We start from the raw sequence: 19264 nt of genomic DNA, 5'->3' as shown, positions 1-19264 counted from the left end.
GGGGACAGGGTTCAGCCCTGATGAGCATGGAAAAGAATTGGTATGTGGTTCACACGTATTCTGGCTACGAGAACAAGGTGAAAACCAACCTGGAAAAACGCGTTCACTCCATGGATATGCAAGATAAAATTTTTCGCGTCTTAGTTCCGATGGAAGAAGAGATCGAGCATAAGGACGGCAAGAAGAAAGCCGTGATGCGCAAGGTGTTTCCGGGGTATGTATTGGTCGAGATGATCATGACCGATGACTCGTGGTACGTCGTGCGAAACACGCCAGGGGTAACCGGATTTGTCGGTTCATCAGGGGCTGGTTCCAAACCGACCCCCCTCATGCCAGACGAAGTCGCCGCGATCCTCCGCCAGATGGGGATGGAAGAATCAAGAGCATCGGTTGATTTCACAGTGGGTGAAAACGTCAAGGTTAAAGAGGGGCCCTTTGCCGATTTCGTCGGCCGAATCGATGAGATTGACCTGAACCGTTCCAAACTCAAAGTAATGGTGAATATGTTCGGACGTGAAACGCCTGTGGAACTGGACTTTTTTCAGGTGGAAAAAATTTAGTCGGCAAATCGCTTTCGTTTTGAACGAGGTTGTGTTAAATTAGTACTGTTTGTTACCCCCGTCTTAGGGGCGAGCGCAAGCCCGTCGACTGTACAGGGAGCTTGCCTTTCCGTGGGAGGGTTAACCCCGCGAAAACCACATGTTTGAAGGAGGTTGGTTAGCGTGGCCAAAAAAGTGATTAAAGTGGTCAAGCTGCAAATTCCCGCTGGTAAAGCCAATCCGGCACCGCCTGTAGGTCCGGCTCTTGGTCAAGCTGGGGTAAATATCATGGGCTTCTGTAAGGAGTTTAACGCTCGTACCGCTGACCAAGCTGGACTCATCATTCCGGTGGAAATCACGGTTTTTGAAGACCGTTCTTTCACCTTTATCACAAAAACTCCTCCAGCTGCGGTTCTGCTCAAGAAAGCAGCAGGAATTGAGTCCGGTTCCGGCGAGCCGAATACGAAAAAAGTAGCGACCATCAAACGTGACAAAGTTCGCGAAATCGCTGAACTTAAAATGCCTGACCTCAATGCGGCCAACGTGGATGCGGCTATGCGCATGATCGAAGGCACGGCGCGCAGCATGGGCATTGTCATCGAAGACTGATCGATCGCTTAAGCTGTTCTGCCACGAGCAGCTTGGGCTTGTGGGAGGATCTTCCGCTACGACCACGAAGGGAGGAAATGTCTGTGGCAAAACATGGTAAAAAATATCTTGAGGCACTGGCCAAAGTAGACCGTGAAAAAGAATACGAGCCTCAAGAAGCGCTGGATCTCGTAAAAAGCATCTCTACCGCCAAATTCGACGAGACGGTAGAAGCCGCTTTCCGGCTTGGGATCGACACGAAAAAAGCGGACCAACAAGTGAGAGGTGCGGTTGTACTTCCGCACGGAACTGGTAAAACCAAACGCGTGCTTGTTTTTGCCAAAGGTGAAAAGGCAAAAGAAGCAGAAGCGGCTGGTGCGGATTTTGTTGGCGATGAGGATCTTGTAAACAAAGTCAGCCAAGGATGGCTGGACTTTGATGTGGTAGTGGCAACCCCGGACATGATGGGTCAAGTGGGTCGCCTCGGCCGGATTCTCGGTCCGAAAGGACTCATGCCAAACCCGAAAACTGGTACGGTTACTTTTGAAGTGGATAAAGCCGTAAAAGAAATCAAAGCCGGTAAAATCGAGTACCGCGCAGATAAAGCCGGCAACGTGCATGCAGCGATCGGCAAAGTTTCCTTCTCCACTGAGCAACTTGCCGAAAACCTTCAGGCGCTTGCTGAAGCATTGTTGAAAGCAAAACCTGCGGCAGCCAAAGGAACCTACATGAAGAGCGTTACCGTTTCTTCAACGATGGGTCCTGGAGTTGCGGTGAACACCCAACGTTTGACTGCCCGCTGACAATAGATGGATTGGCGATTGGAAAGTTGACAAATCGTCATTATTAAAGTAACCTATAGTCGCTCCTTTAAAAATGGAATAAAGCTGTTACCGTAGACAGTAGGCGCGTAAGTTACGCTTAATCTCCTACCGAGGTAAGTTCGGATATACATCCTTTTGTAACTTAAGCCTTCGACTGTCTGCGGAGGCTTTTTCTGTTTTTCTGAAAAACTCCTGATGAGGAGGTGTGCCGCGTGTCCAAAGCGATCGAACAGAAAAAAGCGATTGTCGATGAAATCGCTGGAAAGCTGGAAAAGAGCAAAAGCACAATCGTAGCTGACTATCGCGGTTTGAACGTAAAACAAATGAACGAGCTTCGCAAACAACTGCGTGAAGCCGGCATCGAATTTCAAGTTTTGAAAAACACGTTGACCCGTCGTGCTGCCGAAAAGGTGAACTTGACCGAACTGAACGAGCATTTGACCGGGCCGACTGCGATTGCGTTCAGCTATGAAGATGTGGTAGCTCCAGCAAAAGTGCTTCACACCTTTGCCAAAGAGAACAAAGCGCTCGAGATCAAAGGTGGACTAGTTGAAGGGAAAGCTGTTTCCCTTGATGAAATCAAAGCACTTGCTGAACTGCCTTCTCGCGAAGGTCTCTTGTCCATGTTGCTCAGCGTGCTGCAAGCTCCGGTGCGCAACTTCGCGCTTGCGGTTAAAGCAGTGGCTGAGAAAAACGGCGAGGGTGCCGAGACTGCAGAAGCTTAATGTCTGTTAATAGGAAATGAAATATTTTAAACAGGGAGGTTCCTTTCATGTCGAAAGAACAAATCATTGAAGCGATTAAGGGTATGAGCGTTCTTGAATTGAACGATCTTGTTAAAGCGATCGAGGAAGAATTCGGCGTAACCGCAGCTGCTCCCGTGGCTGTAGTGGGTGGCGGCGCTGGTCAAGCTGCTGAAGAAAAAACCGAATTTGATGTGATCCTGGCAAATGCCGGTGCTTCCAAAATCAACGTGATCAAAGTGGTTCGCGGTATCACCGGTCTTGGCCTCAAAGAAGCAAAAGCACTTGTTGACGGTGCACCTTCTCCGATTAAAGAAGGAGTGTCCAAAGAAGAAGCAGACAAAATCAAAGCAGAACTCGAAGAAGCCGGTGCAACTGTAGAAATCAAGTAATGGGCTTGACTCCGGCCAGACCCGCCGTCGTCGGTCGGCGGGTTCTTATTTTGCGTTCGGTGTCTCTGCCCGTGCGGCCGGGGATTGCATGATGGTCCGTGTTCTTTCCGGCGATCAGCCGCCAAAGGAGTTTTGAACATGACAGAGCACTATTTTTCCGCAAATCCTCGTGTAAAAAGCGAAGTAAGGGAAGTCAAGGCAAAACTGCTGGGGATGCCTTTCACCTTTAAAACAGATGCCGGTGTGTTCTCGAAAAAGGGAGTCGATTTTGGCAGCCGGCTTTTGATCGAGACGGTAACGATCGAACCAGGCTCTTCCGTGCTTGACCTCGGCTGCGGTTACGGGGTGATCGGGATTGCGATCGCCAAGGCAATCCCAAACGTTCGTGTGGTGCTGGCAGACGTGAATGAAAGAGCGGTGGAACTGGCGAGGGAGAATGCCCGTGTCAATCAAGCGGAAGCAAATACCGATCTTTTCGTGAGCGATGGATTTTCGGCAATCAAGCAATTTCAATTTAATCATATCCTATTCAACCCGCCGATCCGGGCCGGAAAAGCGACAATCTATCGACTGTTTGCCGAAGCGAAAACACAGCTCGCGGCAGGGGGTTCCCTTTGGATTGTCATCCGCAAACAACAGGGGGCGGCCTCGGCAAAGAAAGAGCTTGAACAACATTTTGGCGATGTTCAGGCTGTCGCGCAAAAAAAAGGCTACTGGATCATTTGCGGAACCGATCGTTGACATCTTTTTCCGCTTGTGATAGTGTTATAAATTGCAGAAAGTCTCGTTAAATGAGACTTGCATTTTTTTGGTGTTCTGTTCTTTCCCGGCTGGTTTATTTGTGTATACAGCTGGATAAAATAGGTAAATAGACTGCTTCTAGGTAAAATGAGGTCAAATTTTCACTCATTTTCTTTTTTTACTGTGATCAGTCGCTAATCAGAAAGCGGCTTCGACTGGGTGCGAGGGGGGAGTTTGTTTGGCTGGTAAAATGATCCCATGTGGGCGTCGACAACGTCGCAGCTATGCTCGCATTAATGAGGTATTGGAATTGCCGAATCTGATTGAGATTCAGCAAAAATCGTACCAGTGGTTTTTGGATGAAGGATTGCGCGAAATGTTCCATGATATTTCGCCAATCGAAGACTTTACGGGTAACTTGGTCCTCGAGTTTATCGATTACAGCCTCGGTGAACCGAAATATACGGTTGAGGAGGCAAAGGATCATCAGGTTACCTATGCCGCACCTCTGCGGGTGAAAGTTCGCCTGATCAACAAAGAGACAGGTGAAGTGAAAGAACAAGAAGTGTTTATGGGTGACTTCCCGCTCATGACCGAAACCGGTACCTTTGTCATTAATGGTGCCGAGCGCGTCATCGTCAGCCAATTGGTTCGCTCGCCTAGTGTGTATTATAACACGAAAGTGGACAAAAACGGGAAACCAACTTACACAGCGACGGTAATTCCCAACCGTGGGGCTTGGCTGGAACTTGAAACAGATGCCAAGGATATCATTTATGTTCGGATCGACCGTACGCGGAAAATTCCCGTAACCGTTCTCTTGCGTGCGCTGGGCTTCAGCAGCGATGCCGAGATTATCGATCTCTTGGGTGATGATGAGTTCCTGCGCAACACCTTGGACAAAGATAATACCGGAAATACGGAAAAAGCGCTGATCGAGATTTATGAGCGCCTCCGCCCCGGTGAACCACCAACGGCGGAAAATGCACGCAGTCTGCTCTATGCCCGTTTCTTTGATCCGAAACGCTATGATTTGGCGGCTGTGGGACGTTATAAAATCAACAAAAAACTTCATATCAAAAATCGTTTGCTCAACCAACGCTTGGCTGAGCCGATCATTGACCCGGAAACGGGCGAGATCCTGGCGGAGACTGGACAAGTGCTGGAGCGGCGCGTTTTGGATAAATTGCTCCCGTATCTGACCGGCGAAAAATCGTTTGGCCGTAAGGAATACAAGGTTCGTGGCGGTGTGCCGGATGATGGTCCGATTCAGCTTCAGGCCGTGCATATTTTTTCGCCCACGGACGAGAGCAAAGTGCTGAAAGTGATCTCCAATGCAGAAGTGGATGACTCCATCAAACATATTACGCCGGCTGATATCATCGCTTCGATCAGTTATTTCATCAACCTGCTCTATGGAGTGGGTTCCACCGATGATATCGACCATTTGGGCAACCGGCGTCTGCGTTCGGTCGGGGAACTGCTGCAAAATCAGTTCCGGATCGGATTATCCCGGATGGAGCGCGTGGTTCGTGAACGGATGTCGATCCAGGATGCCAATGCAATCACACCGCAGGCATTGATCAACATTCGCCCGGTGATCGCTGCGATCAAAGAATTCTTTGGCAGCAGCCAATTGTCCCAGTTTATGGACCAAACGAACCCGTTGGCCGAGTTGACGCACAAGCGGCGCTTATCCGCGCTGGGGCCCGGTGGTTTGACCCGGGAGCGTGCAGGGTTTGAAGTGCGTGACGTTCACCACTCACACTATGGTCGGATGTGTCCGATCGAAACTCCTGAGGGTCCGAACATCGGTTTGATCAACTCACTGTCCACGTATGCCAGGGTAAATGAATACGGATTTATTGAAACCCCCTATCGCCGTGTCGATCCCGATACCGGTCAGGTAACGGATACGATTGATTATTTGACGGCGGATGAGGAAGATAACTACTATGTCGCCCAAGCGAATGCCCCGCTGAACGATGACGGAACCTTTGCCAGAGAAACGGTGACCGTTCGTTACCAGGATGAGATCATCACTGTTCCGCGCGACCGCGTCGATTATATGGACGTATCGCCGAAGCAGGTTGTCTCCGTTGCCACCGCATGCATTCCGTTCCTGGAAAACGACGACTCCAACCGGGCCCTGATGGGTTCCAACATGCAGCGGCAGGCTGTACCTCTTCTCAAGCCGGAAGCGCCGTTCATCGGAACCGGAATGGAACACGTGGCTGCGCGCGATTCCGGCGTGATGGTTTTAGCGAAACGGCCGGGCACGGTTGTCCGGGTCACGGCGGATGAGATTTGGGTTCGCCATGAGGAAGAAGTGGATGGTAAAATTGTTCAGGGCGATATTGATAAATACAAGCTCACCAAGTTCACCCGTTCCAATCAGGGAACCTGCATTAACCAACGCCCGGTGGTCAGGATGGGCGAGAAGGTGAAAAAGGGAGATACCCTTGCGGACGGCCCTTCGACCGAACAGGGTGAATTGGCACTCGGCCGCAACGTCGTGGTAGCCTTCATGACATGGGAAGGGTACAACTACGAAGACGCGATTTTGCTGAGTGAAAAGCTGGTTAAAGAAGATGTTTATACCTCTATTCACATTGAAAAACACGAGAGTGAGGCGCGGGATACCAAACTGGGTCCTGAAGAAATTACCCGCGATATTCCAAACGTGGGTGAAGACGCCCTCAAAAATCTGGACGAACGCGGAATTATTCGCGTTGGCGCAGAAATCAAACCGGGGGATATTCTCGTCGGCAAAGTAACGCCGAAAGGTGTGACCGAGCTGACGGCGGAAGAGCGTCTGTTGCATGCCATCTTCGGGGAAAAGGCGCGCGAAGTGCGTGATACTTCCCTGCGTGTTCCGCACGGGCAAGACGGGATTGTCGTCGATGTAAAAGTATTTACCCGTGAAAACGGAGATGAGCTTCCACCTGGTGTCAATCAGCTGGTGCGCGTCTACATCGCGCAAAAACGGAAAATTTCCGAAGGGGACAAAATGGCCGGCCGCCACGGTAACAAAGGGGTTATCGCGCGGATTATGCCTGAAGAGGATATGCCGTTCCTTCCGGATGGCACACCGGTTCAAGTGGTCCTGAATCCGCTCGGGGTACCGTCGCGGATGAACATCGGACAGGTTTTGGAAGTGCATCTCGGAATGGCGGCCAAAACGCTGGGTCTGCATATGGCGACTCCGGTATTTGACGGCGCTACGGAAACGGACGTATTTGAAACCCTGAAGGAAGCGGGCCTGGATGAAGACGGCAAAACCGTCTTGTATGACGGCCGTACCGGTGAGCCGTTTGAGAATCGCGTCACCGTCGGTGTGATGTACATGATTAAACTGGCTCACATGGTTGATGATAAAATCCACGCTCGTTCCACCGGTCCGTACTCGCTTGTCACCCAACAACCGTTGGGCGGTAAGGCGCAATTCGGCGGTCAACGCTTTGGTGAGATGGAGGTATGGGCTCTCGAGGCATACGGTGCAGCTTACACCTTGCAGGAGATCCTTACCGTTAAATCTGACGATGTCGTCGGTCGCGTGAAGACCTACGAATCGATCGTCAAAGGGGAAAATGTGCCGGAACCGGGCGTCCCCGAATCATTCAAAGTATTGATCAAAGAGTTGCAAAGCCTTGGCATGGACGTGAAAATCCTTTCCGAAGACGAGCAGGAAATCGAGATGCGAGAACTGGACGAGGATGAGGAACCGGCAAACGACAAACTCGGTTTCGACCTGGTCGTTGACGATGACAACGTTCGATCCAACTCTTGATCGTCGTGCGCGGGGCGTGACCGCACGCCCTTCCCGCGCGCTGGCGGGATGAATCCTGAGGGAGGAATCGCCCAATGCTCGATGTGAATAACTTTGAATATATGAAAATCGGCCTCGCATCGCCTGAAAAAATCCGCTCCTGGTCCCGCGGCGAGGTGAAAAAGCCGGAAACGATTAACTACCGTACGTTAAAGCCTGAAAAAGAAGGCTTGTTTTGTGAAAAGATCTTCGGACCGACCAAAGACTGGGAATGCCACTGTGGCAAATATAAACGCGTCCGTTATAAAGGCGTCGTTTGTGACCGCTGCGGTGTGGAGGTTACCCGCGCGAAAGTGCGCCGTGAGCGGATGGGGCACATTGAATTGGCAGCTCCTGTTTCCCATATCTGGTATTTCAAGGGGATTCCGAGCAGAATGGGGCTTGTTCTGGACATGTCCCCGCGCTCGCTGGAAGAAGTGATCTACTTCGCATCCTATGTCGTTGTCGATCCGGGTGCGACTCCTCTCGAGAAAAAGCAATTGCTGTCTGAGAAGGAATATCGCTCGTATCGCGAGAAATACGGCAATGCCTTTACGGCGATGATGGGGGCCGAAGCGATCAAGCGCTTGCTCCAGGAAATTGATCTTGACAAAGAGGTTGACATGCTCAAGGAGGAATTGAGCACAGCTCAGGGGCAACGCCGCAACCGGGCGATTAAACGCCTGGAAGTGCTGGAAGCTTTCCGCTCTTCCGGAAACCGTCCGGAATGGATGATCCTCGACGTATTGCCGGTCATCCCACCGGAGTTGCGTCCGATGGTTCAGTTGGACGGAGGGCGTTTTGCCACTTCGGACCTGAATGATCTCTATCGCCGTGTGATCAACCGCAACAACCGCTTGAAACGCCTGCTTGATCTCGGCGCGCCGGATATTATCGTTCAGAATGAAAAACGGATGTTGCAGGAAGCCGTTGACGCTCTGATCGATAACGGCCGTCGCGGCAGACCGGTAACCGGACCTGGAAACCGTCCGCTCAAATCCCTTTCCCACATGCTGAAAGGGAAACAGGGACGTTTCCGTCAAAATCTGTTGGGAAAACGGGTTGACTACTCCGGCCGTTCCGTTATTGTTGTCGGACCGTACCTGAAAATGTACCAATGCGGTTTGCCGAAGGAAATGGCCCTGGAACTCTTCAAGCCTTTTGTCATGAAAGAACTCGTGGCCAAGGGATTGGCTCACAACATTAAGAGTGCCAAACGCAAAGTGGAACGGGTTCATCCGGAAGTTTGGGATGTTTTGGAAGAAGTGATCAAAGAGCATCCGGTTCTGTTAAACCGCGCTCCAACCCTTCACCGTCTCGGGATTCAGGCGTTTGAACCGATCCTAGTTGAGGGACGCGCCATCCGTCTTCACCCGCTCGTTTGTACGGCATACAACGCCGACTTTGATGGTGACCAAATGGCCGTTCACGTGCCGCTTTCGGCGGAAGCTCAGGCTGAAGCGCGCCTTCTGATGCTGGCGGCGCAAAACATCCTGAACCCGAAAGACGGCAAACCGGTTGTCACCCCTTCACAGGACATGGTTTTGGGTTGTTATTACCTGACCATCGAAAAAGAAGGGGAAAAGGGTGAAGGAGGAATCTACTACTCCGCCTCCGAAGCGATCAACGCCTATCAAAACGGCTACATCACCCTGCATACCCGGATTGCCGTTCCGGCGAAAAACATCAATAAGACCAGCTTCACGGAAAGACAGCGGAATGCGCTCTTGGTTACAACCGTGGGCAAGCTGATCTTCAACGAGATTTTCCCGAAAGAATTCCCGTATATCAGTGAGCCGGGGAAAGCGAACTTCGTCAAAACACCGGATAAATACTTCATCTTTGAGAAAGGAACCAACGTGCGTGAGTTCATCCGGAAGATGGAAGATCCCGGTGCGCTGAAAAAAGGCCATTTGGGCGCGATCATCGCTGAATGTTTCCGCCGTTTCGGGACGACGATTACTTCGGAAATCCTCGACAAGGTGAAAGAAACGGGATACAAGTATTCAACCAAAGCGGGGATTACCATCTCGGTATCGGATGTAACCGTTCCGGCTGAAAAACAGGAGATCCTGGCGAACGCCGAAGAAGAAGTCGCCAGAGTGCTCAAACAGTACCGCCGCGGTTTGATTACCGATGATGAACGGTATGAGCGCGTCATTTCCATCTGGAGCAACGCCAAGGATAAGATTACGGAAGTTCTCATGAACAACATGGGCAAATACAATCCGATCTACATGATGGCCAACTCCGGAGCCCGGGGTAACGTCTCCCAGATCACGCAATTGGCTGGGATGCGCGGACTGATGGCCAACCCGGCCGGTAAAATTATTGAACAACCGATTCGCACCAACTTCCGTGAGGGGCTGACCGTGTTGGAATACTTCATCTCCACCCACGGTGCGCGGAAGGGACTTGCGGATACGGCGTTGCGTACGGCTGACTCCGGTTATCTGACCCGCCGTCTTGTCGATGTGGCTCAGGATGTCATCGTGCGTGAAGAGGATTGTGGCACGGATAAAGGATTTGCCGTCACTGCTATTCAGGATGGCAATGAAGTGATCGAAAATCTGTATGACCGGATCGTGGGCCGCACTTCGTTTGAGACCGTGCGCCATCCGGAAACCGGTGAAATCATCATCGGCCGCGATGAGCTGATCGATGAGGATATTGCAAGCCAAATCATCGAAGCCGGAATCAAACAGGTGGTCATCCGCTCCGTGTTGACTTGCCGTACCCGCCATGGCGTCTGCAAAAAATGCTATGGACGCAACTTGGCTCTCGGCACGCCGGTGGAAATCGGCGAAGCGGTCGGAATTATCGCCGCTCAGTCCATCGGGGAACCGGGAACGCAGCTGACGATGCGTACCTTCCATACCGGTGGGGTAGCCGGCGACGATATTACCCAAGGTTTGCCGCGGATTCAGGAATTGTTCGAGGCCCGCAACCCGAAAGGACAGGCGGTCATCAGCGAAATTTCGGGTAAGGTTGTCGACATTCGCGAAACCAAGGATCGCCGTGAAATTGAAATCGAAGGTGATGTTGAATCGAAGGTTCATACCGCGCCATACGGCTCCCGTCTGCGTGTTTCCGTCGGTGACACCGTCGCTGCCGGTGACGAGCTGACAGAGGGTTCCGTTGATCCGAAAGAACTGTTGCGGGTGAAAGGGATCGCCGGCGTACAACGCTATCTCCTGCAGGAAGTGCAAAAAGTATACCGCCTGCAAGGGGTGGAAATTAACGACAAACACGTTGAAGTCATGGTACGCCAAATGATGCGGAAGGTTCGCATCACTGATGCAGGTACAACCGAACTGTTGCCAGGCTCGGTTGTGGATATTCATGATTACGAAGAGGCCAACCGCAAAGCCCTTCTTGAGGGAGGCGACCCGGCAGTGGCACGTCCGGTTCTTTTGGGGATCACGAAAGCGTCCCTGGAAACCGAATCGTTCCTCTCCGCAGCTTCGTTCCAGGAAACGACCCGCGTTCTTACCGATGCGGCGATCAAAGGAAAAGTGGATAAACTGCTCGGCTTGAAAGAAAACGTCATTATCGGGAAGCTGGTGCCGGCGGGAACGGGTATGACGCGCTATCGCAACTTGACTGCCCGTTTGGCGAATGAACAAGGCGAAACCGATCCTTCATCCAAGGAAACGGTGTTGATTGATTAGTTTCTTGTTGACTTTGTGATTTCAAGGTGGTAATATTACGTCGTGTGCTTGGAACTATTTCACTTTGGAGGGCGATTCGATGTCTTATGAAAAAGTGAAACAGGCAACGTCGTTAACGATTGGCACCAAGCAAACGAAGAAGGCCATTGAACAAGGAAAAGTGGCTGAAGTGATCGTGGCTGATGATGCGGATCCGCAAGTAACACACCCGATCTTGTCGTTATGCAAAAATCACGGTATCGCTGTCACCTGTGTGGACTCGATGAAGAAGCTCGGAAAGGCTTGCGGAATCGAGGTGGGGGCGGCAGCCGTAGCCATCCTGAAATGAACGAGAGCGACTGATATCATGTTGATCGCGCTCCGGTGCCGGGGTGCGGTCAACTCCCTATAAATTTTAAGTCGTTCAGCTTTTTTATGATCATGGATGAAACACCTGGATCTGTGGTCTTGATTAACAAAACGTAGAAGGAGGTGCCTGGTATGCCGACAATTAACCAGCTCGTGCGCAAAGGTCGCACAAAGAAAATCACGAAATCCAAATCTCCGGCGCTTCAATACACCTTTAACAGCATGAAAAAAGAGATCGTGCCGCAAAGCGCTCCGCAAAAACGCGGTGTTTGCACCCGTGTGGGTACGATGACGCCGAAAAAACCGAACTCCGCTCTCCGTAAATATGCGCGTGTTCGCCTGACCAACGGTACGGAGGTTACGGCTTATATTCCGGGGATTGGACACAATCTGCAAGAGCACTCCGTGGTTCTTGTTCGCGGTGGCCGTGTTAAAGACTTGCCTGGTGTTCGTTACCACATTGTCCGCGGTGCATTGGATACGGCCGGCGTAGCCAACCGGATGCAAGGTCGTTCCAAATACGGCGCGAAACGTCCGAAAAAATAACGATTGCCATAAGAGTTGATGTCTGAGATCGAATAATCAATGAGAAAAGGAGGGAGAAGCATGCCACGCAAAGGCCCAGTACCTCGTCGGGATGCACTTCCGGATCCAATTTACAACAGCAAATTGGTTACCCGTCTCATCAATCGCCTGATGTACGATGGTAAAAAAGGAATCGCTCAACGTATTTTGTACAACGCATTTGATATTATCCGCGAACGTACCGGTAATGATCCGATGGAAGTGTTTGAACAAGCGCTGAAAAACGTTATGCCGGTACTCGAGGTTAAAGCGCGCCGGGTGGGCGGTGCCAACTATCAGGTTCCGGTGGAAGTGAAGCCTGAGCGCCGTACCAGCCTCGGTCTCCGCTGGCTCGTTTCCTACGCACGCCTTCGTGGTGAGAAAACCATGGAAGAGCGACTGGCAAACGAAATTATGGATGCAGCAAACAATACCGGCGCAGCTGTGAAGAAAAAAGAAGATACGCATCGTATGGCCGAAGCCAACCGTGCATTTGCTCATTATCGCTGGTAATCTACTATTCTTTCCAACATGAAGGGAGAAATTTCCGATGGCACGTGAATTCTCCTTGCAAAATACGCGTAATATAGGGATTATGGCTCATATCGATGCTGGTAAAACAACGACGACTGAGCGGATTTTGTTCTATACCGGTCGCGTGCACAAAATTGGTGAGGTGCATGATGGCGCCGCAACCATGGACTGGATGGAACAAGAGCAAGAGCGGGGGATTACGATTACGTCCGCCGCTACCACCGCTCAATGGAAAGGTCACCGGATCAACATCATTGATACACCGGGACATGTTGATTTTACCGTAGAGGTTGAGCGTTCTCTGCGTGTATTGGACGGAGCCGTGGGAGTATTTTGTGCAAAAGGTGGCGTTGAGCCACAATCTGAGACCGTTTGGCGCCAAGCGGACCGCTATGGAGTTCCACGCATCGCCTATGTTAACAAAATGGACATTCTCGGTGCGAACTTCTATGGGGCCGTAGAACAAATGAAAGAGCGCCTTGGTGCAAACGCAGTTCCGATTCAATTGCCGATCGGATCTGAAGATACATTCGAGGGCATCATTGACCTCGTAACCAACAAGGCAATTATCTACACCGACGATCTCGGTACCACTTCCGAAGCTCGTGACATTCCTGAGGAATACAAGGAAAAAGCCGAAGAGTATCGGACCGCGCTGTTGGAAGCAGTGGCCGAGTTGGATGAAGAGCTGATGATGAAATATCTCGAAGGTGAAGAGCTCACCGTCGAGGAGATCAAGGCAGCCCTTCGCAAAGGAACCTGTGAAGTGAAAATCACTCCGGTTCTCTGTGGTTCTTCCTACAAAAACAAAGGGGTACAACCTTTGCTGGACGCTGTGATTGACTACCTGCCGTCTCCGGTTGACGTACCGGCGATCCAAGGTACATTGCCGGACGGTACGGAAACGGTTCGCCATTCCAGCGACGAAGAACCTTTTGCCGCTTTGGCATTCAAAATCATGACCGACCCTTATGTGGGTAAACTCACCTTCTTCCGCGTTTACTCCGGTACCTTATCCTCCGGATCCTATGTGCTTAACGCAACTAAAGGAAAACGCGAACGGATCGGTCGGATTCTGCAAATGCATGCGAACCACCGTGAAGAGATCAACACCGTTTACGCAGGTGATATCGCTGCAGCTGTCGGTCTGAAAGACACGACGACGGGTGAAACGCTTTGCGATGAGAAAAACCCGATTTTGCTCGAGTCGATGGAGTTCCCGGAACCGGTAATCGAGATTGCCATCGAACCGAAATCCAAGGCTGACCAGGATAAAATGGCTGTTGCACTTGCGAAGCTGGCGGAAGAAGATCCGACATTCCGCACGCATACCGACGAAGAAACAGCCCAAACCATTATTGCGGGTATGGGTGAGCTTCACCTTGAAATCATCGTTGACCGTCTGAAACGGGAATTCAAGGTGGAAGCGAATGTTGGTGCACCGCAAGTTGCTTACAAAGAAACCTTCCGCAGTTCTGCCAAAGTGGAAGGGAAATTCGTTCGCCAATCCGGTGGTCGTGGACAATACGGTCACGTTTGGGTGGAATTCGAGCCACTGCCGGAAGGAAGCGGGTTCGAATTTGTCAACAAAATCGTTGGCGGTGTGGTTCCGAAAGAATACATCCCGGCTGTTCAAAGCGGGATCGAAGAGGCTATGCAAAACGGTGTCTTGGCGGGATTCCCGATGGTCGATATCCGGGCTACCCTCGTCGATGGTTCATACCACGATGTGGACTCCTCGGAAATGGCCTTTAAAATCGCTGGTTCCATGGCGCTGAAAGCGGCCAAATCCAAATGTAACCCAGTTCTTCTCGAACCGGTCATGAAAGTGGAAGTGACCGTTCCGGAAGAATACATGGGTGACGTGATGGGTGACATCAACTCCCGTCGCGGCCGCGTTGAGGGAATGGAAGCTCGCGGTGGTGCCCAAGTCATCCGCGCGATGGTTCCGTTGGCTGAGATGTTCGGTTATGTAAATAACCTGCGCTCCCGCACCCAAGGACGCGGTGTCTTCTCAATGTTCTTCGATCACTACGAAGAAGTGCCGAAAAACATTGCTGATGAGATCATCAAAAAAGCAACTGGACAGTAATGTCTAATTTGTGTTAAAGAAACTGGTGAAGCGGTTTAATCCGCTTCCCGGATTTCCATAAATCTATTACAATATTACTTAGTCCTAAATAAGGAGGATCATCAGTCATGGCAAAAGCCAAGTTCGAACGTACAAAACCACACGTTAACATTGGTACCATCGGTCACGTTGACCACGGTAAAACCACTTTGACCGCTGCAATCACCACCGTGCTTGCTCAACAAGGTAAAGCTCAAGCACAAGCTTACGACCAAATCGACAAAGCTCCGGAAGAAAGAGAGCGCGGTATCACCATCTCCACCGCTCACGTTGAGTATGAAACGGACAACCGCCACTATGCTCACGTTGACTGCCCGGGTCACGCTGACTACGTGAAAAACATGATCACCGGTGCTGCACAAATGGACGGAGCGATCCTCGTAGTATCCGCTGCTGACGGTCCAATGCCGCAAACCCGTGAGCACATTCTGCTCTCCCGTCAGGTAGGCGTACCGTACATCGTTGTATTCCTGAACAAATGCGACATGGTTGACGACGAAGAGTTGCTCGAACTCGTAGAAATGGAAGTTCGTGAACTTCTCTCCGAGTATGAGTTCCCAGGAGATGATATCCCGGTTATCCGTGGATCCGCTCTGAAAGCTCTCGAAAACCCGACTGGTCCTGAAGCTGAATGCATTATTGAACTGATGTCTGCAGTTGACGAATATATTCCGGAACCGCAACGTGACACCGACAAAACCTTCCTCATGCCGGTTGAGGACGTATTCACCATTACCGGTCGTGGTACCGTTGCTACCGGCCGTGTAGAACGCGGTGTCATCAAAGTTGGTGACGAAGTTGAAATCGTGGGTCTCGCTGAAACCCGCAAAACCGTTGTAACCGGGGTAGAAATGTTCCGTAAGTTGCTCGACCAAGCTCAAGCTGGTGACAACATCGGTGCACTCCTCCGCGGTATTGAGCGTAAAGATGTACAACGCGGTCAAGTATTAGCTAAACCTGGCAGCGTGAAACCGCACACCAAATTTAAAGCTCAAGTATACGTTCTCTCCAAAGAAGAAGGTGGACGTCATACCCCGTTCTTCTCTGGTTATCGTCCGCAATTTTATTTCCGCACCACCGACGTAACCGGTGTTATCAAGTTGCCGGAAGGCGTTGAAATGTGCATGCCTGGCGACAACGTTGAAATGGAAGTAGAATTGATCGCGCCGATCGCTATCGAAGACGGTACCCGTTTCGCTATCCGCGAAGGTGGACGTACCGTAGGCGCAGGTGCTGTTACCGTTATTAACGAGTAATGGCCACTGCCGATCAAAAAAAGCTGTCAACCCGATTTCCGGGCTGGCAGCTTTTTGTTTTAAGACTTGAAAAATGGCCCAACTATTTTGTAAAATATGGCAGGTAGGCTTTTGCAAGTGCTGGTCAGGGTCGCAACTTAATTACATTTCCCTAAAATACGCGAAAAAAGCTTGCATCGTCCAATTTTTTTCTATATAATCGTGAATGTTGTCATGAACGCGATGAAGCGAAAGGTTGCCGACACACCCGGCCCCTTTGCCATGGCCGGGCGGGAAATTTTCGCGGAGAAGTTCATTTGCAAAAATGAGCGAGAAGGAGGGTTAATAATGGCAAAGCAAAAGATTCGCATTCGTTTAAAAGCTTACGATCACCGCATCCTGGATCAATCCGCGGTTAAAATCGTGGATACCGCAAAGCGGACAGGTGCCAGCGTGTCGGGACCGATTCCGTTGCCGACGGAAAAAACGGTTTACACGATCCTGCGCGCTGTTCACAAATATAAAGATTCTCGTGAGCAATTCGAAATGCGCACTCATAAACGCCTTATTGACATCGTCAATCCAACTCAGCAAACCGTAGATGCGTTGATGAGATTGGATCTGCCGTCCGGTGTCGACATCGAAATCAAATTGTAATCTCTCACTCTACGATGGTAGGAGGTGTACAAAGTGAAAGGGATTCTCGGAAAGAAAATTGGGATGACCCAAATCTTCAACGAAGATGGCGTGGTGGTTCCAGTTACCGTAGTTGAAGCGGGACCGTGTGTGGTGTTGCAGAAGAAAGAACTGCAAACCGATGGTTACGAAGCAATCCAGCTCGGTTTTGAAGAGAAGAAGGAACATCGTTCCAACAAACCTGAGCTTGGACATGCGAAGAAAGCAAATGCGAAAGCACAAAAATTCATCAAAGAAGTGCGTGGCGTAAACCTGGCTGACTATGAGCTTGGCGGGGTAGTCAAAGCAGACATCTTCGCAGCTGGCGAACTGGTTGACGTCACCGGCACATCCAAAGGAAAAGGATTTGCAGGTGCGATCAAACGTCACAACCAAGCTCGCGGTCCGATGAGCCACGGTTCCCGTTACCATCGCGGACCAGGTTCGTTGGGTGCGATTGCTCCGAACCGCGTATTCAAAGGACAAACGCTTCCGGGACGCATGGGCGGAGAACGTGTAACAACACAAAACCTTGAAATCGTTCGTGTTGATGCTGACAAAAACCTGATTTTGATCAAAGGCTCCGTACCTGGACCGAAAAACAGCTATGTTGTGATCAAATCAGCCGTAAAAAGCAAGTAAGCGATTGATTGAAGAAAGGAGGAGCATCCATGCCTAAGCTGGCAGTGTTAGACATGAGCGGCAAGCAGGTGGATGAAATCGTGCTGTCTGATGCAGTGTTCGGCATTACCCCGAATCAGGCGGTATTGCATGATGCTGTGGTTATGCAACAAGCATCCCTGCGCCGTGGTACCCATGCAACGAAAAATCGTGCAGCTGTTCGTGGGGGCGGCAAGAAACCGTGGAGACAAAAAGGAACCGGTCGTGCACGTCACGGCAGCATTCGTTCCCCGTTGTGGGTAGGCGGTGGTGTGGTATTTGGACCGCAACCGCGCAGCTATGCTTATAAATTACCGAAAAAGGTTCGTCGTTTGGCGATCAAGTCCGCTCTTTCTTCTAAGGTGCTGGACAGCCAAGTGGTCGTGCTCGATGAATTGAAAATGGATCAACCGAAAACCAAAGAAATGGTACAAGTACTCAAAAACCTGGGTGTTGATCGCAAGGCGCTGATCGTTGCCGATCAATTGGAGGACAATGCTGTTCTCTCCGCCCGCAACATTCCGGGAGTGAAACTTATACCGGCAGATGGATTGAACGTTCTCGACGTTCTTTACCATGACAAGCTGATTCTCACTCGTGGAGCTGTGAATCGCGTCGAGGAGGTGCTTGGTCGATGAAAGACCCTCGCGATATCATCCGTCGTCCGGTCATTACCGAAGCATCCACGGAACTCATGGAGGATCGTAAATACGTGTTTGAAGTGGATCCACGTGCCAATAAAGTCGAAGTGAAAAAAGCGATTGAGCAGATCTTCGGCGTAAAAGTGGAGAAAGTGAACACGATGCGCGTTCCCGGTAAAATTAAACGTTATGGCCGGTACAGCGGTCGCAGACCTGAGAGAAAGAAAGCTGTGGTTAAACTCACCGCTGACAGCAAACCAATCGAGGTATTTGAAGTTTAATCCATCCTAAAAAAGAAGGAGGGAAAAGGAATGGGAATTAAACACTTTAAACCAACGACCCCGTCTCGTCGTCATATGACTGTTTCCAGCTTTGACGAGATTACGACAGATAAACCGGAAAAATCCCTGGTAGTACCTCTGCAGAAAAAGGCAGGCCGCAACAACCAGGGGAAACTGACTGTTCGTCACCAAGGCGGCGGACATAAACGCAAATATCGTTTGGTTGACTTCAAACGTAATAAAGATGGCATTCCTGGAAAAGTGGCTACGATCGAATACGATCCGAACCGTTCTGCCAATATTGCTTTGATCCACTATGTGGATGGAGAAAAACGTTACATTCTCGCTCCTCACGGATTGAAAGTGGGCATGACCGTTTCGTCCGGTCCTGATGCGGAAATCCGTTTGGGAAATGCGTTGCCTCTTCGCAATATTCCGGTAGGTACGGTCATTCACAACATCGAACTTAAACCGGGCCGTGGTGGACAGCTTGTCCGCGCAGCAGGTGCATCGGCACAATTGCTCGGTAAAGAAGGGAAATACGCCATCATCCGCCTTACCTCCGGCGAAACACGCATGGTTCACCTGGATTGCCGTGCAACGATCGGTCAGGTAGGCAACTTGGATCATGAGTTGATCACGATTGGTAAAGCAGGACGTTCCCGTTGGCTGGGTAAACGGCCAACCGTTCGCGGTTCTGTGATGAACCCTGTGGATCACCCGCACGGTGGTGGGGAAGGTCGTGCACCGATCGGCCGCAAGTCCCCGATGACTCCTTGGGGCAAACCGACCTTGGGTTACAAAACCCGGAAGAAAAACAAAGCATCTGACAAATATATTATCCGTCGTCGTAAAAAGTAGTCAGATAGGCTGTGAAAAAGCCTCACTC

18 protein-coding genes and 1 other annotated feature are annotated in these 19264 nt (G+C 50.8%); all 18 genes read left to right on the top strand.

The window, feature by feature from the left end; translation table 11 throughout:
• Window positions 1–26 precede the first annotated feature (26 nt).
• The 18 genes from nusG (at window position 27) to rplB (ending at window position 19236) form a co-directional block, all read left to right on the top strand.
• Window positions 27–560, top strand: coding sequence for a transcription termination/antitermination protein NusG (gene nusG, locus I8U17_RS06975; RefSeq protein ID WP_198056034.1), 534 nt, complete (start codon window positions 27–29; stop codon window positions 558–560).
• 162 nt (window positions 561–722) lie between these two features.
• The gene (rplK, locus tag I8U17_RS06970) at window positions 723–1148 is read left to right on the top strand and encodes a 50S ribosomal protein L11 (RefSeq protein ID WP_033100628.1); all 426 of its coding nucleotides are present in this window, start codon (window positions 723–725) and stop codon (window positions 1146–1148) included.
• An 83-nt stretch (window positions 1149–1231) separates the two neighbouring features.
• Window positions 1232–1930 carry a 50S ribosomal protein L1 gene (rplA, locus tag I8U17_RS06965; protein ID WP_033100627.1) on the top strand — a complete coding sequence of 233 codons (699 nt, stop codon included), beginning with the start codon at window positions 1232–1234 and terminating at the stop codon, window positions 1928–1930.
• Window positions 1931–2002: 72 nt separating this feature from the next.
• Window positions 2003–2136, top strand: a sequence feature (ribosomal protein L10 leader region).
• 27 nt (window positions 2137–2163) lie between these two features.
• Complete coding sequence (gene rplJ, locus I8U17_RS06960; protein ID WP_198056015.1) at window positions 2164–2676, top strand: 50S ribosomal protein L10; 513 nt, start codon at window positions 2164–2166, stop codon at window positions 2674–2676.
• Between the two features lie 47 nt (window positions 2677–2723).
• Window positions 2724–3086: a 50S ribosomal protein L7/L12 gene (rplL, locus tag I8U17_RS06955; protein ID WP_033100625.1), complete on the top strand. Its 363-nt coding sequence runs from the start codon at window positions 2724–2726 to the stop codon at window positions 3084–3086.
• Between the two features lie 138 nt (window positions 3087–3224).
• Entirely contained in the window at window positions 3225–3827 is a 603-nt protein-coding gene (locus I8U17_RS06950) for a class I SAM-dependent methyltransferase (RefSeq protein WP_198059200.1), read from the top strand.
• A 250-nt stretch (window positions 3828–4077) separates the two neighbouring features.
• A complete protein-coding gene (gene rpoB, locus I8U17_RS06945; protein ID WP_370589223.1) occupies window positions 4078–7617 on the top strand; it encodes a DNA-directed RNA polymerase subunit beta in 3540 nt (1179 codons plus the stop codon).
• Window positions 7618–7691: 74 nt separating this feature from the next.
• Complete coding sequence (rpoC, locus tag I8U17_RS06940) at window positions 7692–11306, top strand: DNA-directed RNA polymerase subunit beta' (RefSeq protein ID WP_198056017.1); 3615 nt, start codon at window positions 7692–7694, stop codon at window positions 11304–11306.
• 79 nt (window positions 11307–11385) lie between these two features.
• Window positions 11386–11634, top strand: coding sequence for a 50S ribosomal protein L7ae-like protein (locus I8U17_RS06935; protein WP_033100621.1), 249 nt, complete (start codon window positions 11386–11388; stop codon window positions 11632–11634).
• Window positions 11635–11786: 152 nt separating this feature from the next.
• Complete coding sequence (gene rpsL / locus I8U17_RS06930; protein WP_033100620.1) at window positions 11787–12200, top strand: 30S ribosomal protein S12; 414 nt, start codon at window positions 11787–11789, stop codon at window positions 12198–12200.
• A 60-nt stretch (window positions 12201–12260) separates the two neighbouring features.
• Window positions 12261–12731, top strand: coding sequence for a 30S ribosomal protein S7 (rpsG, locus tag I8U17_RS06925; protein WP_033100619.1), 471 nt, complete (start codon window positions 12261–12263; stop codon window positions 12729–12731).
• A 37-nt stretch (window positions 12732–12768) separates the two neighbouring features.
• A complete protein-coding gene (gene fusA / locus I8U17_RS06920; protein ID WP_033100618.1) occupies window positions 12769–14844 on the top strand; it encodes an elongation factor G in 2076 nt (691 codons plus the stop codon).
• Window positions 14845–14951: 107 nt separating this feature from the next.
• Window positions 14952–16139 carry an elongation factor Tu gene (gene tuf / locus I8U17_RS06915; RefSeq protein WP_033100617.1) on the top strand — a complete coding sequence of 396 codons (1188 nt, stop codon included), beginning with the start codon at window positions 14952–14954 and terminating at the stop codon, window positions 16137–16139.
• A 327-nt stretch (window positions 16140–16466) separates the two neighbouring features.
• Window positions 16467–16775, top strand: coding sequence for a 30S ribosomal protein S10 (rpsJ, locus tag I8U17_RS06910; protein WP_033100616.1), 309 nt, complete (start codon window positions 16467–16469; stop codon window positions 16773–16775).
• 33 nt (window positions 16776–16808) lie between these two features.
• On the top strand, window positions 16809–17435 hold the full coding sequence (gene rplC, locus I8U17_RS06905) for a 50S ribosomal protein L3 (protein ID WP_038020749.1): 627 nt from the start codon (window positions 16809–16811) through the stop codon (window positions 17433–17435).
• A gap of 29 nt (window positions 17436–17464) precedes the next feature.
• On the top strand, window positions 17465–18091 hold the full coding sequence (rplD, locus tag I8U17_RS06900; protein ID WP_033100615.1) for a 50S ribosomal protein L4: 627 nt from the start codon (window positions 17465–17467) through the stop codon (window positions 18089–18091).
• Window positions 18088–18375: a 50S ribosomal protein L23 gene (gene rplW / locus I8U17_RS06895; protein ID WP_033100614.1), complete on the top strand. Its 288-nt coding sequence runs from the start codon at window positions 18088–18090 to the stop codon at window positions 18373–18375. Before rplD ends, rplW begins: the two co-directional genes overlap by 4 nt.
• A gap of 30 nt (window positions 18376–18405) precedes the next feature.
• The gene (rplB, locus tag I8U17_RS06890) at window positions 18406–19236 is read left to right on the top strand and encodes a 50S ribosomal protein L2 (protein ID WP_033100613.1); all 831 of its coding nucleotides are present in this window, start codon (window positions 18406–18408) and stop codon (window positions 19234–19236) included.
• Window positions 19237–19264 lie beyond the last annotated feature (28 nt).

Origin of the sequence: Thermoactinomyces sp. CICC 10521, from assembly GCF_016055135.1 — a bacterium.
Lineage (GTDB): Bacteria > Bacillota > Bacilli > Thermoactinomycetales > Thermoactinomycetaceae > Thermoactinomyces_A > Thermoactinomyces_A daqus.
The sequence above is the reverse complement of the archived record's forward strand: the minus strand, read 5'-3'. Positions and strand labels throughout refer to the sequence as shown.